This is a genomic window from Mesorhizobium sp. M0060, from assembly GCF_040323155.1.
Lineage (GTDB): Bacteria > Pseudomonadota > Alphaproteobacteria > Rhizobiales > Rhizobiaceae > Mesorhizobium.
The window spans coordinates 24,752-39,790 of sequence record NZ_JAMYUP010000011.1; the positions used below are offsets into that span (position 1 = coordinate 24,752).

Below are 15,039 nucleotides of genomic sequence, written 5' to 3' on the forward strand. Positions count from 1 at the left end.
GCAGGCATTCATGTCCAACCCCGCATCCTATGTGGATGCGGCTTGGCTCGCGGAGTGCTTTGACGGCGCCATCGGCGAGGCAGCCTGCGCGCGCATGCTGCGGTCGCAACGCCTGCAGGAGCGACTGTCGAAGCTTCTGCTCGACCGGCATAGGCTCTCTCCAGCAGTCGAAGAGCCGGCCGATGCGGTGGATCGAGCGATCGCCTTGTCGTCTGGCGAAGAGTTGGAGGAACTTGCGCTTCGCTCAGGCGCGATCTACTGGGCCGGGAGTCTGGCCGCTGTCATTGTTGGGCGCGAAGCGGCCGCGTTGCAGGCGGCGCTTGGCGCTGATCTGTGCGCTTTCGCCGTAGCCAACCGCGACCTGGCCGGCCCGATGCAGCGGTTGGGGCCGCTGGAAGACATTTCCGGTCGCGTCTATGCCGACGGCCTGAGTTGCCTTGGCGCCTGGTGTCAGACCATGCCGAGCGATACGAGCACGCGGGTGCGTCTCAAGCTGATGCCACAACAGCCTATCCACCAGCCGGTAGCCGAACCATTTGCCGAGGCCGGCCCCGCGATTGTTCGCCGAGCAATGAGCTAGACGAGATGATCGAATCGGGCAAAGCGGCGGAAGCTATCCCGAGGCGTCCTTACGCCCGAATCCTGCGGGCGGCCGAGGTACGCGCTTTGCAGGATGGGCATGCGTTTCTCGACGAAGCAAGGCGTGATGCGCAGCAGTTGCGCGACGCCGCACGGCGAGCCTATGCGGCCGAATACGCGCAGGGCTATGACGACGGCAAGGCGCAAGGCGATGCGGAGGCCACGCGGTTAATCAGCGAGACGGCGGTCAAAGTGGATCGCTATTTCGGTGGGCTGGAATCCGAAGTCGTTGGCCTTGCCGTCGATATCGTCAGGCGAATTCTGGGAGAATTCGACGTCGGCACGCTTGTCGCCAAGGCCGCAAGACAGGCGGTGACTGAAATTCGCCGCGCCAAATACCTGAAAGTCCGAGTTCATCCCGCGTCCATCGACAGGATTCGCGAGGAGCTGGACGCAGTCTTGCGCGAGAGTGATCTGGGGATGACGGTCGAGATCGACGCGGATGACGCGCTGGTTGCCGACGCCTGCATCGTTTCGACTGACTTTGCCGTCGTCGATGCGAGCATCGACGCGCAGCTCAAAGCCATGGCTGCCGCGATTGCGTCGAAGACGGAGGTCCTATGACCGCGTCCGCCGCTGATATCGAAAGCCGTCTGGCCTCCATCATTCCGAATCTGCGTTCGGGCCTGCGCGACGATACCAGCCGGCCCAGGAAGGGGCGTGTACGGCGGGTCGCCGGCACGGTCATTCATGCGACTGTGGAGGAGGCCCGTATTGGCGAGATATGCGAACTCGTCGACCCCAGGACAGGCAGGATGACCAAGGCGGAAGTCGTCGGCCTCATGGACGAAATGGCGGTCCTTGTTCCGCTTGGCGATTTGGCCGGTCTTTCAAACCTGACCGAGGTTGTGGCGACCGGAAAAGACCAGCAGGTGCCAGTCGGTCCCAGCCTTCTTGGTCGAGTGATCAGCGCGCTTGGCGAGCCATTGGACGGCAAGCCGCTTTCGCCGGACGGCATCATCGGCAGCTATCCGGTCAATGCCTATCCGCCATCTCCGCTGGAGCGCAGCTTGATTTCCGAGCCGATCCAGCTCGGCATACGCGCCCTCGACGGGCTGCTCACCTGCGCGCGCGGGCAGCGCGTCGGCATCTTTGGCGAACCTGGGGTGGGAAAGTCGCTCCTGCTTTCCGATATCGTCAGCGGCACCGATGCCGATGTCGCCGTGGTCGCTCTTGTTGGAGAGCGCGGACGTGAGGTGCGCGAATTCCTCGAACAACAGCTCGGGCCGGAGGGGCGGGCGAGGGCCATTGTCGTCGTTGCGACCTCCGACCGTCCTGCCATCGAGCGTGTCAAGGCCGCCTATGTGGCGACCAGCATTGCCGAATATTTTCGCAACCAGGGCAAGCATGTGTTGCTTGCAATGGACAACATAACGCGGTTTGCCCGTGCGCAGCGAGAGATTGGCCTGGCCGCGGGCGAGCCGCCGACGCGTCGCGGTTTTCCGTCTTCGCTGTTTGCGGTATTGCCCCGTCTGCTCGAGCGGTCAGGCCCCGGTCGCGTTGGATCCATCACAAGCCTCTACAGCGTTCTTCTTGAAGGCGACGGTACGCTGGATCCTGTCGCCGAGGAAGTTCAGGCGCTCCTTGATGGCCACGTCTTCTTGTCGAACGAGCTTGCGCAGCGCAACCATTTCCCGGCCATTGATGTCTTGCGCAGCCGAAGCCGCCTCATGGATGCGGTTGTGGAGCCCGCACATCGGTCCGACGCCAGCCACCTGCGCGAGCTGCTTGCCCGCTACGCCGACATCGAGCTTCTCCTGCGCGTCGGTGAATACGAAAAAGGCAGCGATCCGGTGGCGGACGAGGCGGTGGCGAAGATCGATGCCATCAACGCCTTCCTGCGTCAGGCGTCCGCCACACATGAGAGCTTCGAGAGGACACGCCAACTCATGCGGGAGATCGTCGGTGAAAGATCGTGAGATGATCGCTCGATTACGCGACCTCAGACGCCGGCGTGAAGACCGCGCAAGGGAAGAGGTGATCAGAAGGCACGCTGCTGTGGACCGGGCCGCGAGGAAGGGTCGGGAGGCGGCCGGTGCGGTCACGGAGCACCTCCAGCGCACGATCGATGCCGAAGACGCAGCGTTCGGCTCGCTTGTTGGGCATCCGACAAAGGCTGCCAGTCTTCACCGGCTACAGGCACGGTTCGAAATCGCCGCCAGAAAAACCGCGCAGTTGCGGGAAAACGAGAAGATGGCGGGCGTTGTCGAGCAGCAACGGAAAGCGGAGCTGTCGGAAGCCCGCAATGATTATCGTGCAACCATGAAAGCGGTGACGAAGCTGGACAGGCTGTTGGAGCATCTGACCAAACGCACCGCACGGCGTTGCCTGGCGCTTGCCGAGCTTTCCGAGGAAGAGGAGCGCGGTCCAACGCGCCTGCCCACAGAACGATAGCCCAGTTTGTGATCGTGAATATGGATGTGATGCCCCAAGCCTTCGCGTCGGGAAAAACGAGAGCGCAGGTAAAGCCGGCAAAACGCAAGACCTCACGGTCAAGCGTTGGCGAGCGGCTGATACTGGACTCTGTCGCGTCTGTCGACGTTGGGGCATTGAACGCCTTCTACCGCCGGCGCGCGCCCGCGGAAATCACGATCGCGGGCAAGGCCGTGGCGATTGCCGCCGTCTGGCCGGCGCCGAACCCTGCCGACCAGCGGTGGTGCACCATTGCGTTCTCCGTCGGAGACACGATGGGCAAATTGCGCCTGCCGCTTTCTGTGGTCGAACGGGGCTTCGCCACGGCAGACGAACTGGTCGACATGAAGCGGCTGGCCCCCGCTCACGCCGCACTGCTGCTGGAATCCGCGTTTGAAGAGGATCTCGAATGGGTCGAGGCCAAACTGGGCGTGAGCATCGCGCTCATCTCGGTCACACAAGCAGATGCCGTTTCCATTTCGGGCGAGACCCCGTTGGCTTTTGTCCTGACCGGCAGTCAGGAAACGATTGACTGCGTCTTGAACACGAATGACGCCGGCCTGGCGGTACGGATCGGCCGTCTTTTCGACGAGATCGCCAAGGCCAGACCGCCGATCCCGGCCGAATTTCCTCTGCCAATCTGCCTTCGGCGTGGCGCACTCAACCTAACTCTTGGCGAGCTTAAAAGCCTCCAGCCTGACGACGTGGTGCTTTTCAGGAATGAGGCGGAAGAACGCATGGCGGCACTCATCATTGCCGAGCGCCTTTATGCGCCGGTCGCCCTGACGGCCGCCGGGCCGCAATTGCTTGCCGCGCCGACGGCTATCGCCGGATCGAATTGGGAGTGGACCATGAACCAGAACACGTCGCCGCCAGCCGGCCAGACTTTGGAAGAATCGACCCTGGACGAGTTGCCGGTCGCGCTTGCCTTCGAGATCGGCCGCACGGCAATGCCTCTCGGGGAGGTGAAGCAGCTTGCGCCCGGCACTATTGTTCCGCTCGCCGATGTGACCGAGGCGATTGTCGACATCATCGCCAACGGCAAACGTGTCGGCCGCGGTGAGATCGTGCGGATCGGCGAAAGCCTGGGCGTGCGGATCGTGCGCATGTTCGATAATGCTTGAGAATTCGCCCAATCTGCTTGGGATTCTGATCGCCGTCGGCTTTGTCGGGTTGCTGCCTCTGGCGGTCGTCACAATGACGGGATTCTTGAAGATCTCGGTCGTGCTGTTTCTCATCCGCAACGCGCTCGGCGTCCAGCAGATGCCACCCAATCTGGTGCTATACGGCATAGCGCTTGTGCTCACGGTCTATGTCACGACCCCGTTGCTGAGCGAGATGTCGGGCCGACTTCAGGAAGGGCAGGTTCAGTTCCAGACAACGGACGACCTCGCCAGAGCGGCGCAACTGGTCAGGGAACCATTGCAGCGACACCTCATGAAGTTCACCCAGCCGCAAGAGCGGCAGTTCTTTCTCGATGGAACGAGCCGCCTGTGGCCGGAACAGGCGCGGCAGAACCTGAAGGACGACGATCTCTCGATCCTTGTTCCGGCCTTTGTCGCGTCCGAGCTAACCCGTGCCTTCGAGATCGGCTTCCTGCTTTATCTTCCTTTCCTCATCATCGATATCGTTGTTGCCAATATCCTGATGACGCTCGGCATGATCATGGTCTCGCCGGTCCTCATATCGATTCCTCTGAAACTGTTCCTTTTCGTTGCCATAGATGGCTGGTCGCGGCTGATGCATGGCCTCATTCTGAGTTACGGCTGACGCGGATGGGAGGGTTGCATGGGCAATGACTTCATCCTGGCAAAGGTCCAAAGCGCACTTCTCACGGTGCTGTTTGCGTCCAGCCCGGCGATCATTGCGGCGCTGGCGGTCGGCGTCCTCGTCGGCCTTGCCCAGGCGCTGACGCAAATTCAGGACCAGTCGCTGCCGCAGACCATCAAGCTGGTCGTGATCCTGCTGGTCATCATCGTCTTCGGTCCTTTGCTTGGACAACAGATCGCACAACAGGCCTCGACGGCGCTGGACGAATTTCCCGTCGTCACGCGTTGAGGCAGGCGGATGCCGGTCGAACCACTCTTCGCCTCCGTCAAAGAGCTTCAGGTCTATCTTCTGGCAGGCGCATTCGCGCTCGCTCGCATGACCGGTTTCATGCTTCTGATGCCGCTTTTTTCGCGTGTGCCGTTATCAGGTCTTCTGCGCAACGGCGTGGCGCTGGCGCTGGTGGTTCCGGTCTTTCCGATGATCGTGAGTACGCTGACGAACACCCCCATCACGACCACGATGATCGTGGTGTACATCCTCAAGGAGGTGGTGGTCGGCGTAACGCTCGGGCTTACGATGGGTATACCGTTCTGGGCAGCGGAGGCCGCTGGCGATGTCCTTGACCTGCAGCGCGGCTCCACGATGGGGACGCTGATTGACCCGATGATGACGCATGAGACGAGTGCCACCGGCACCTTACTCGCCGTCATCATGGTCACGGTCTACCTGGCCGCCGGAGGTCTGCAGCTTTCCCTGACCAGTCTCTACGAGAGCTACGGCCTGTGGCCGATCGACCAACTTCTGCCTGTATTCAGCAAGGATGCTGCGGGGATATTTCTCGGTCTGCTGAATCGCATCCTGGCGATGGCGCTGACCCTCGTCTTCCCGCTCATTATCAGCATGCTCTTGTCCGACATTGTGCTGGCTTTCCTGGCGCGGGCCTCTCCGCACCTGAATGTTTTTGCATTGTCGCTGGTCGTCAAGACGCTGGTCTTCAGCCTTGTCTTTGTACTCTATGCAGCTTTCCTGCTTTTCTACATGAACCAGGATCTTGGCTTCCTGCACGAGGCGAGCCGACAGATAGAAGCGATCGGCTGCCGCAGCTGTCAATGAGAACAAATATGAGCAAAAGCTAATAATAAGCGCCATCCTTCGCCTGCCAATAAATACGATTTATCGATGAGGAAAGATTCTGATGATTTGACAAGTGACCGACCCGCCGATGATCTTACGCGCTCTCGACGTGTCTCTGAAACGTGCATATCCGTTGGAAGCCATGGCTCGCCCGATCACTTCATTGATCTATGAGGATTTGCGAATGGTCGATGCGGACAGGCTACGCAGGCTCGTCAGGATGGGTGCCTATGAAGGGCATACAGGAGGGCTTGCGCGCGGCAAGCTCCAGGCCAACGTCGTGATTGTGCCCCGCAGCTTTGCCGCCGATTTCCATCAGTTTTGCGTCCGCAATCCGAAACCCTGCCCTTTGGTGGGCGTGAGCCGTGCGGGCAGCCCATTGCTGCCAGCGCTGGGCGATATCGATATCCGCACCGATGCGCCACAGTACAGCATCTATTATTTCGGCGAGATGATCCGGCAGACCACAGACATCATCGACCTATGGCGAGATGACTTTTCGGCTTTCGCGCTCGGCAGTTCGCTCACCGTCGAGGCCGCACTTGTCGAAAAGGGCGTGAAATTCCGGCGCATCGGCCGTGGAAAAACCGCCCCCAAGTTCCGCACCAAGATCGAGACGTCTCAAGTCGGACAGTTCGGTGGCGAAATGGTCGTCTCAATGCGCCCGATAAGGTATAGCGATGTCGACAAGGTTCGCGCGCTCACCGCGCGTTTTCCGCATGCGCACGGGTCGCCCATCCATGTCGGCGAGCCCACGACGATCGGGATCCGAGATTTGATGGCTCCCGACTGGGGCGATGCCGTCGAAGTCTTGGAAGGGGAGGTGCCTGTATTCTGGGCCAGCAGCCTGACCGCCCAAGACGCTCTTGCTCGTGCCGAACTCGCGATCTCGATCACAGTGTCGCCGGGCCATATGCTGATCACCGACGTGGATGCACGGGCGTTGCCTTGGCCTAATGTCGAGCTTGGCGCGAGCTTGCAATGATCATGCTCAAGTCAGAGCTTGCCTGGTCCAACGCTCCGAAGCACCTCGACAGCAGGGCGGACGGGATGGCCTCTGACCGTGGACCCCACCACGGCCTTTCCCGAGAGCCCTGACTGCGCCTCGAAGCTTGGTAGTCATAGTCGTGCATGACCCTCGCGAAGAGTAGGTCAGCGGTGATGATTTCGGACTGTACTTGATTGAGCTCATTCATTTTTATCTGCCGCTCTGGCTGGGCTTCTGGCTTATTCGCCGGCCCAGCTCGGTATATCAACCTTCGGTAGCGGTATAAGGTTCCGGAACTAATCTCGCCAGAGAGCTGGTGCGGGAACCTGTAACTGAGCGCCGGATCCAGGCCGACCGACCGCAGGACGGCTTCCACGTCTACCGAGTTCGTTGCGAACCCTTGGTTTCGGAGCGGCTCCTTGAGCTGTGAGCGGATCGTCTTGCGGGGATAGGGCCCCTTTGCCGTCGTTCGGTTTTCTGAGAGCATGACAAGTACGCACAATCCGCGAGCCGACATTCCATGCCAACAAGAATCGATGCCAGTGACGCGCGCCGGTGGTTTGCCGAAGACCTGCGTGTCTCATCACCTGTCTTGCACAATCCTGCGGTCATCGAGGCCTTCGCAAAGGTTCCGCGCGAACAATACCTCGGTGACGGGCCATGGCGTATCCATTCGAGATTGCAGATCGGGGCGGTCCATACGAGCCCTTCAGCCGCACTTCACGAGATTTATCACGACGTTCTGGTCTCGCTTGACGAACAGCGCGGATTAAACAGCGGCTTGCCGTCGCTTTGGGCATTGGTTTTCGACCATCTGAACATGGCTCCCGGTCAGACTGTCCTTCAGGTGGGCGCTGGTGTCGGCTATTTCACCGCCATCCTCGCTGAACTGACGGGTTCTGAAGGCCGCGTGATTGCATATGAGATCGACGAAGAACTCGCTCGGCGCGCGCAAAGCAATCTTGCTCATTATGCCCATGTAGAAGTGATATCCGGTGATGCAACGCAGGCAGTCGATCTGCCAAACCTCGATGTCGTGGCCGCCTTTGCCGGAGTGACGCACGTGCCGGAACGGTGGCTTTCAAATTTGTCCGACACGGGTCGGATGGCGCTGCCGTTCACAGGTGAAGACCAACGAGGCTTCATGATGCTTCTGGAAAGGGCTGGCTGTGCGTTTCCTGTAAGAATGCCATGCGGGTTTTACCCCTGCAGCGGGGCTAGGCGCAGTGACGAAGAAAAGGCGTTGATGGCCGCTCTAAAGGCTGCGCGAGGCAAGGTCACTGGTCTCGCGCAATACCATCGAGGACGACCAGCAAATGGCCTCGAGAACGCTTGGTTAGTTACCGACGCATACTGGGTTTCGAAAGCCTAGAGATCGATATCAATCTCGGGTGCACCGTCGTAGGGTGTGGCACGCATTGAAGGGCGTTCCACGAAGGATCTATACCATTGTGTCAGTCGTGGCCTCCCCTGCAAGAAGTCGGGCAATCTCCGGAATTCCAGCCAGCTTAGACAAGTGGCGAGCGCGATGTGGCCGACATGGAGCGGCGCGTCGAATTCGACCTCGCGTTCCACAAAGTTATAGAATTCGATGAGCGTCATCGTCATGCCTGCGCCCAAGGCAGGGTAACGCAGATGTTCAGGGCGGCGCTCGTTTTCCCAGCGGATGGAAATGCCTGCGTCGCACATGCCGCCGGCGAGCGCCTGGAGGTAGGCGGACCATTTTGCTCGCCCTCTTTCGGGGATGAGCCGACGACTGCTTTCGAGATCGTCGAGATAGCCGCAGATTACGCTCGAATCGAAGATCGTATAACCGTCATTGAGAACGAGAACGGGCACTTTGCCAAGCGGATTGATCGCAAACACATCCTCGTTGCGATTGATGGGGCTCGTCCTCCTCCAGAGCGTGACCTCCAGTATCTTGGAGGCTCTGGAGTGACCAGACAGAGCCGTTTTGAGCAGGGCAGCCTTTCGGGGTTTCAGACAACCCCCAGAGTAAATGAACGAAAGTTCCGTTCGTTCGAATGATGACAAGTAAGGAAATAGGAGACAGGCTTTACGCCTTATTCGGTGCCTTGGCGTTGCCGAGGGTGCTTCACTAGCATTGATCCAGCGCCGCGCGCGTAAGTGGAGAATACAATAGCGGTGAGGGCCGCGGTCGGTGAGGTTCAGTGATGAATCATCTGCAGATACGCGGCAGGGGGTGTAGCGCCATGCTATCCCTCGTTCCGTTATGCCTTGTTCTGCTGTCGGCATCTCCGGCAAATAGTCAGTTGGCGCCCGAAGCGTCAGCTGTTGCCGCAGCTAACTACAGCTCGTCGGTCGTGGTTTCGGAACACACCGAGGTCGACAAACAACCGGGCAAGCCGCAACCGAGCGCGCTCGGATCCTATATATCTGGAGAGCTGGTGCTCAGCGAAACACAGGCACTCAAGGAGGGCGCGCAAACGCCGCTCGGCGAGCATGTGGAGGCTTTGCGCCGCGAATTGGCCGCAGCACGAGCGGAGCTAGACGTTATGCAGCGCGGCGCACGTGACCTGAGCGCCCAGGCACACGTACTGGCAGACACGGTGGCTCAGCAAGCACAAGCCCTAAAAGAGCAGCAGCGAACAGACGAAGCGCTCGCGCTCGATCTGGAGACGGCGCAGCGCGTTATCGAAAGCTACAGGGCCGAAGCCAGTCTCTGGAACAGCGAGAAGGCTGCCACGCTTGGAGCGCACCCCTCTATGGAACTCTCTCAGCTTGCTGCCAAGCGAGCGCTTGATGACGAGCGGCACAAGGTTGAGCTCTTGGAACAAGAACTTACTACGGCTCGCCAAACGATCGATGCTCTTAAGACAGGCGCAAATCTGGCAGCCGTCGAGCAGGCCAACGCCATAAGGGACCGACAGGTGGCCGAGGCCGCTGTAAAGCAAGCTCGAGAAGCGCTCGAACTGGGACGCGAACGAGCAGATTCAGCTGTACGAGCCCTCGCCATCGTTCGCAAGGAACGCGATGCTTTAAAGCAGAACTCGATAGAATTGAGTGCGGCGCTGGACCAAGAGCGTGAAAGGGCTATCGGTCTAGCCCGCAGCCTCAGTGCCGCGCGTGAGGCAATTGATATTGTCAAGGGCAAGCGTCGCACTGCGGCTGTGGAGCGCGCGCCCAAAGCAAGTACCCCCGCGAGTGCACATGCAAGTAGCTTATCGCGTTCGGGCTCCCAACCAGTCCGCAAACCGGGCTTGCCGGAAAAACAGAAAGTGAAGGTCCAAAAGTCACCGCAACCTGTTCTGCTGTCAACCATCGCTCTTCCCGCCGCATTGCTCCCAACGCGACCACCGAAAAAGCTCGACCTAGGCCAGTGAAGAATAGTGAGCGAAATGTATGCCGCAGGGGAGTATGATAATGAAAAAATACGTCGCAACCGCGTTGACGATCGGGATCGCAATCGGGCCTGCCTCGGCTCTTGATGCAGGTATAGGCGGCAATGTTGGCGGTGTCGGGGTCGGTGCTGGAGTGAGCGCCGGTTCGCAAGGCGGATCTGTGGGGGTGGGCACGAGCGTCGACGGTGTAGGCGGAGCCAACGTTGGAGCTTCGGTCGGCTCAGATGACGGATCAGTCGACGCAGGCGTTAGTGCCAGCGGCACCGTAGGTGACACAGGCGGAGGGATTTCGACGGATGTCGGTGTGGGCGACGATCCAGCCGCCGAAAACGAATCGGTTACCGCTCCCGGTAGTCCGGCCGCAGCCACCACAGCCACTGCCTCTCCCAAGACCGCCAGGCAATCGATCGTCCTGCCACCCGTCCTCCTGCCCTCTAAACCTGGTGACGGTGGGTCCGAGCGGGTCACCAAGGGCTATCCCGCTGAGTTTCTGGCACCGCTGAAAGCGAAAACCGGTACGCCAGCCGCGGTGGTGCGCGCCTGCCGCGCGGCGATCGTGTCCGCTGCGACGCCGCTTGGCGCCGTCCGTGTCCACGCGGTAAGCGCAGGTGCCTTGCGTCAACGTCGAGGCGCACTCACGGCGCCGATCGAGGTGCGAATAGACTACGCTAGACAAGGTGGCATCGAAGTCCGGCAGGCGCAAGTCAGTTGTCGCCTCGATGCGTCGGGCAGGGTCACTGCAATAATATAGCAGCCAAGCCTGTAAGAGGGACACACGGCGCTTAGCCGAGGTCGCTCGTGTTGGCTCGGTGATCAACCAGTGCCCGCGAGTGTGAGTTTCCTAGCCTCGACCTGTGGCCCCGCGCGCGCGTACTGGTCGCAAGACCGATCAAGAAGCGGACTCGCTGATATCGGAACAATCCTGACGAAGCATCGGCAGCCTTTGTCCCTAGACGGTGCGCCTCCCGTGCCCAAGCCCTCTTGGCGCACCGCCCAGGTGATCGTCATGACCAATGACAACCATGCTGTCCCCCAGTCGTCGGGTTGGGCAGGAACGGCTTGCGAACGCCGCGACATCGTCCATCTCGCGCGTCCCTTCATGGCATGCCTTGCAGGTAGTCACTTCCCCGCCCTTCGGTCGCCACTTGCCATCGAACAGACCCTTGGCGGCACGTGGCCGATGTCGACGCCGCGAGCCGATCCGGCACAATAGATGCAGAACGGCTGCTGGCTGCGTAACTTCTGGCTCAGGCTCACGATGTTGGGTTCCCAACTTCTCTGACGGGGATTGTTAGGGCCTCGCCAGTGGGAAACGAAGGGCGCGCGGGGGGGCCTCGCGCGAGCCAGTTATCCGATCACCTGCCCAGATTTTTGTATCAAACATTCTGGCCCCCTTAAGGAATCCGCTCGAGGTGCAGTTCGGTCCTTTTAAGATGTAGGCCCGAATGTGGTTGAAATCGATAAAGCCAAACAGAAGGTTATTGCCGAAGTTGTGCGGCGGTGGATCACCTCAGAGGTAATCCGCAATTACCTTCGCAACATGCTAAATCTGCCTGTAGAACGGGAGCTGCCGGCTGAGCAAAGGTATTTGCTGGAGCAACTTGATAGGGCCGACAAAGAGTGACGTATGGCTCTCCACTGGTTCAACCCTCCGGTCCCTGTCAGGACCGAGCGTCCCGGGATCATCCGCAACGTCAACAACGCCGAGAAAGCCGGCGAGGAGCTGATGAAGTGGACCAAGCGTGGCCCTTGCTGGGACCTCGCGGTGCGCGTTTGCATGGCCGTGATATTCGACGAGATGGAAGCTGAGGAGGCCCGCAAGGCATTCCTGGCTGCCGCTAAGGAGGAGGGGACGTTACTTCCCCCCAACGGCAAATAGCTAAATTCGGATTGCAAAGTCAGTCTCTAGCCACGAGGGCCCGCCGCCCGTGAGAAAAGCGACGGACCCGACAGCGGGTGCATCCACGAAGAATCGACCGCTGCGAGTTCTAAACCCGCAAGGGCCTGCGTTGTTCCCTTATCAGCGGGGGCTGCAACTGGGTTGGTCAGCAGGCTCTTGCCGCTCTAAGTTCATCCTCATGGGTCCCTTCTGGTTCTCTCCACCGGTCTACGTGAAGACGAAACGTCCAGGCATTCGCCATGGGGTCAGCCACGTCGAGGGAGCCGCCGAGGAACTCATGGCGTGGGACACAAAGGGCCCGAAGTGGACCAAGGCTGTCCAATCCTGCGTCGATGCATTCGAGGGCAAATCCTCCCCCCAAGAGGTCCGTGAAGCCTTCGAGGCGGCTGCCAAGGAGGCCAACGTGTATCTCTCCCCTGAGTAGGAGGTATCATGGCAACCCATTGGTTCGTCCCTCCGGTGTTCGTGAAGACTGAAACCGGTGTCAGGCATGGCTGCAACAATGCCAGGGCAGCCCTTGAGCAGCTCAAAACGTGGACCCGGAGAGGACCCTGCTGGCATAAGGCGGTGACGCTGTGCCTGTCAGATCTGGAGGGCGATTCGATTGACCCTCAGGTGGTGCGAAAGGCCTTTGAGGCTGCCGCAAAGGAGGCCAAGATGTATCTCTCCCCTGAGTAGGAGGTGTCGTGGCAACCCATTGGTTCTCCCCTCCGGTGTACGTCAAGACCGACCGACCTGGGGTCACCTACGGGTGTAACAATGTCGAGGGTGCCGCCGAGGAACTCCTGAAGTGGACCAAGATGGGACCTAAGTGGAGGAAGGCTGTGCAACTATGCATCGACGCCGTCGAGGATCGGGCGACTCCGGAGGAGGCCCGTAAGGCCTTCGGGGCTGCTGCTAAGGAGGAGGGGATCTTCGTGCGAAACGTTGAATGTCGCGAACTGGCGCAAATTAGTTCCCACCTGAGCGTAGAAGAAGATCCATGTACGACGGGTACATCCCATGACATTGTATGGTAGCAACGCTGATCGCGTCTGTGCCGACCGGCGGACGGTTGCAGCACGTTTCGTATGCTGATTGTCGCGATGGCGAGCGGCATGGATTTTGGAAGGGATATGAGAGCCAGCACTTCAGGACCTCCCGGTGACGAGGCGTACTCCACCCGCAGCAGAATCAAAGAGGTCGCGGCCGAGTTCTATGTCCTGCGCGGCCACGACGGTTTCAGCTTCGGCGATATAGCGATCGCGATCGGCACGACGCGTGCCAACATCCACCATCACTTCGGCAACAAGCGTCAATTGATGGAGGAATTGATCGCGGACTTCGCCGCCAACGCCGAGGCCCGGATTAAGCGCTTCTGGACGACGCCCGACGCCCGGTTCTTCGACCGGCTCGATATGCAGCTCGAGGATCTGCGCCGCTTCTATGGACGTTTCAACGCTGAGACGGGAGCCCGCAATATGTGGAGCCCGCTTTCGCGCCTTCGCCACGACCTCCCAGTTCTCGGTGAACCGGCCGAACATGCGCTGGAGCGTGTCAACCGGGTCTATGAACGGAGCCTACGCCATGCGGTGGACCAGGCTGTGAAGGATGGAGAACTTTCTCCCGACACGCTCAGGGACGAACTCGTGCACATGCTGCGCATTACCCTTCTGTCCTGTCCACCGATGACGCAGGACACCGGAAGCTTCGACGAGGTCGCTAGGACCTTCGTGGCACTGGCGGCGATCATCCGCGCAGCTTGGCAGGATGCGGGGAAGGGCTCGCGTCGAGGCTAGACATCCAGTGGATCAAAGCGAGGGCGAGTTGACAGATGTTAGCCTTCAGGTTACTTACTTACAGGTAAGTCAGCCCCGGCGACGGGGCGCGTACAAGGGAGGATCACGTGCTACGCGATGACGAATTCACCCGTTTCCAGGTCAGCCCCTTCACTGGAGCGCTCGGTGCAGAAATCCGCGGGATCGATCTGGCGGGCGCCAGCGAGGATGCTTTCGAAGACGTTCGCCGCGCGCTCTACAAGTACCATGCGCTCGCCGTGCGCGATCAGGAGCTTGACGCCGCTGGCGTCCACAAGGTCGCGCGCCGGTTCGGGCCATTTAGCGGCAATCCGGTGCACACGCCGATCGACGGCTTCGACGATATCGTGCGCTTCGTGCGCGAGCCGGACGACACGGGCAAGGTGATCGGCGAGGACTGGCACATGGACCTCGCCTGGCTACCAAAGCCGCCGGGCATTACGATCCTCTTCGGTGAAGAGGTGCCGCCGGTCGGCGGCGACACATGCTTCTCAAGCCTCGAGAAGGCATATGACTCTCTTTCGCCGCGGCTGGTCGAAATCCTGCAAGGGCTGACGGGCGTCCATAGCGGCCGCGGGGTCTTCGCCATCAACGCGGCCCACAGTCGGCTGGGCGTCAAGGCCGATGTCGAGGCGATCGAGAATGCCGTCGTCGAGCACCCTGTGATCTGTCGGCACCCCGAGACTGGCCGGCGCTATGTCTTCGTCAGCAGCGTGATGACCAATTTTAAGGGGATGACGGAGGAAGAAAGCAAGCCGATGATCGACTTCCTGATGGCGCGGGCTGTCCGGCCCGAGTTCAACTGCAGGCTGCGTTGGGAACCGAAGACCCTCGGCATGTGGAACAATCCCCACGTCCTGCACACTGCCATCAACGATTATCCCGGATATCGCCGGGTGATGTACCGAACGACGGTGGAGGGCACCGTTCCACTTGCCGCCAGGGACGGCTGACGCGCAACCGCTCAGGGAGGAGCAATGGCATTTGGTTCCGAGGCGTCCGTCGGCCACAGGGGGAAGGGGCGGCGGAAGCGGCTGG

General features: G+C 60.4%; 20 protein-coding genes. 19 read left to right on the forward strand and 1 reads right to left on the reverse strand.

Annotated elements, in window-relative coordinates; genetic code table 11:
* The first annotated feature begins 10 nt into the window (after positions 1-10).
* The 10 genes from NKJ94_RS13150 to NKJ94_RS13200 all read left to right on the forward strand — a co-directional run bounded on the left by NKJ94_RS13150 (position 11) and on the right by NKJ94_RS13200 (position 8,315).
* The gene (locus NKJ94_RS13150) at positions 11-580 is read left to right on the forward strand and encodes a SctK family type III secretion system sorting platform protein (RefSeq protein WP_352525507.1); all 570 of its coding nucleotides are present in this window, start codon (positions 11-13) and stop codon (positions 578-580) included.
* A gap of 5 nt (positions 581-585) precedes the next feature.
* Positions 586-1,203, forward strand: coding sequence for a type III secretion system stator protein SctL (sctL, locus tag NKJ94_RS13155; RefSeq protein ID WP_352525509.1), 618 nt, complete (start codon positions 586-588; stop codon positions 1,201-1,203).
* Positions 1,200-2,558: a FliI/YscN family ATPase gene (locus NKJ94_RS13160; protein ID WP_352525511.1), complete on the forward strand. Its 1,359-nt coding sequence runs from the start codon at positions 1,200-1,202 to the stop codon at positions 2,556-2,558. Before sctL ends, NKJ94_RS13160 begins: the two co-directional genes overlap by 4 nt.
* On the forward strand, positions 2,545-3,033 hold the full coding sequence (locus NKJ94_RS13165; RefSeq protein WP_352525513.1) for a hypothetical protein: 489 nt from the start codon (positions 2,545-2,547) through the stop codon (positions 3,031-3,033). The genes NKJ94_RS13160 and NKJ94_RS13165 overlap by 14 nt, the downstream gene beginning before the upstream one ends.
* A 29-nt stretch (positions 3,034-3,062) precedes the next feature.
* Entirely contained in the window at positions 3,063-4,175 is a 1,113-nt protein-coding gene (sctQ, locus tag NKJ94_RS13170) for a type III secretion system cytoplasmic ring protein SctQ (RefSeq protein WP_352525514.1), read from the forward strand.
* Positions 4,168-4,821, forward strand: a complete 654-nt coding sequence (sctR, locus tag NKJ94_RS13175; RefSeq protein ID WP_352454246.1) for a type III secretion system export apparatus subunit SctR — start codon at positions 4,168-4,170, stop codon at positions 4,819-4,821. The genes sctQ and sctR overlap by 8 nt, the downstream gene beginning before the upstream one ends.
* Positions 4,822-4,839: 18 nt before the next feature.
* A complete protein-coding gene (locus NKJ94_RS13180; protein ID WP_352449127.1) occupies positions 4,840-5,109 on the forward strand; it encodes an EscS/YscS/HrcS family type III secretion system export apparatus protein in 270 nt (89 codons plus the stop codon).
* A 9-nt stretch (positions 5,110-5,118) separates the two neighbouring features.
* Positions 5,119-5,934, forward strand: a complete 816-nt coding sequence (gene sctT / locus NKJ94_RS13185) for a type III secretion system export apparatus subunit SctT (protein ID WP_352525516.1) — start codon at positions 5,119-5,121, stop codon at positions 5,932-5,934.
* Positions 5,935-6,028: 94 nt separating this feature from the next.
* A complete protein-coding gene (locus NKJ94_RS13190) occupies positions 6,029-6,940 on the forward strand; it encodes a D-glutamate cyclase family protein (protein ID WP_352525517.1) in 912 nt (303 codons plus the stop codon).
* Between the two features lie 523 nt (positions 6,941-7,463).
* Positions 7,464-8,315: a protein-L-isoaspartate O-methyltransferase family protein gene (locus NKJ94_RS13200; protein ID WP_352525518.1), complete on the forward strand. Its 852-nt coding sequence runs from the start codon at positions 7,464-7,466 to the stop codon at positions 8,313-8,315.
* Here the strand turns inward: NKJ94_RS13200 and NKJ94_RS13205 are convergent.
* Entirely contained in the window at positions 8,312-8,905 is a 594-nt protein-coding gene (locus tag NKJ94_RS13205; protein WP_352525675.1) for a glutathione S-transferase family protein, read from the reverse strand. The two genes, NKJ94_RS13200 and NKJ94_RS13205, sit on opposite strands and share 4 nt — an antisense overlap.
* A gap of 212 nt (positions 8,906-9,117) precedes the next feature.
* On the opposite strand from NKJ94_RS13205, the gene NKJ94_RS13210 reads away from it, so the two are divergent.
* From NKJ94_RS13210 to NKJ94_RS13250, 9 genes are all read left to right on the forward strand, one after another.
* Positions 9,118-10,287 (forward strand): coiled-coil domain-containing protein, encoded by a 1,170-nt coding sequence (locus NKJ94_RS13210; protein ID WP_352525519.1) that lies wholly within the window; start codon positions 9,118-9,120, stop codon positions 10,285-10,287.
* 40 nt (positions 10,288-10,327) lie between these two features.
* Complete coding sequence (locus NKJ94_RS13215) at positions 10,328-11,056, forward strand: hypothetical protein (RefSeq protein WP_352525520.1); 729 nt, start codon at positions 10,328-10,330, stop codon at positions 11,054-11,056.
* 696 nt (positions 11,057-11,752) lie between these two features.
* Entirely contained in the window at positions 11,753-11,929 is a 177-nt protein-coding gene (locus tag NKJ94_RS13220) for a hypothetical protein (protein WP_352525521.1), read from the forward strand.
* Between the two features lie 3 nt (positions 11,930-11,932).
* Positions 11,933-12,184, forward strand: coding sequence for a DUF982 domain-containing protein (locus tag NKJ94_RS13225; RefSeq protein ID WP_352525522.1), 252 nt, complete (start codon positions 11,933-11,935; stop codon positions 12,182-12,184).
* Between the two features lie 199 nt (positions 12,185-12,383).
* Positions 12,384-12,629, forward strand: a complete 246-nt coding sequence (locus NKJ94_RS13230; RefSeq protein ID WP_352525677.1) for a DUF982 domain-containing protein — start codon at positions 12,384-12,386, stop codon at positions 12,627-12,629.
* Positions 12,630-12,637: 8 nt separating this feature from the next.
* A complete protein-coding gene (locus tag NKJ94_RS13235) occupies positions 12,638-12,883 on the forward strand; it encodes a DUF982 domain-containing protein (RefSeq protein ID WP_352496211.1) in 246 nt (81 codons plus the stop codon).
* A 35-nt stretch (positions 12,884-12,918) separates the two neighbouring features.
* Positions 12,919-13,224, forward strand: a complete 306-nt coding sequence (locus NKJ94_RS13240) for a DUF982 domain-containing protein (protein WP_352525679.1) — start codon at positions 12,919-12,921, stop codon at positions 13,222-13,224.
* A gap of 51 nt (positions 13,225-13,275) precedes the next feature.
* The gene (locus NKJ94_RS13245; protein ID WP_352525524.1) at positions 13,276-13,983 is read left to right on the forward strand and encodes a TetR/AcrR family transcriptional regulator; all 708 of its coding nucleotides are present in this window, start codon (positions 13,276-13,278) and stop codon (positions 13,981-13,983) included.
* A 107-nt stretch (positions 13,984-14,090) separates the two neighbouring features.
* On the forward strand, positions 14,091-14,954 hold the full coding sequence (locus NKJ94_RS13250) for a TauD/TfdA dioxygenase family protein (RefSeq protein WP_352525525.1): 864 nt from the start codon (positions 14,091-14,093) through the stop codon (positions 14,952-14,954).
* The last annotated feature ends 85 nt before the right edge of the window (positions 14,955-15,039 follow it).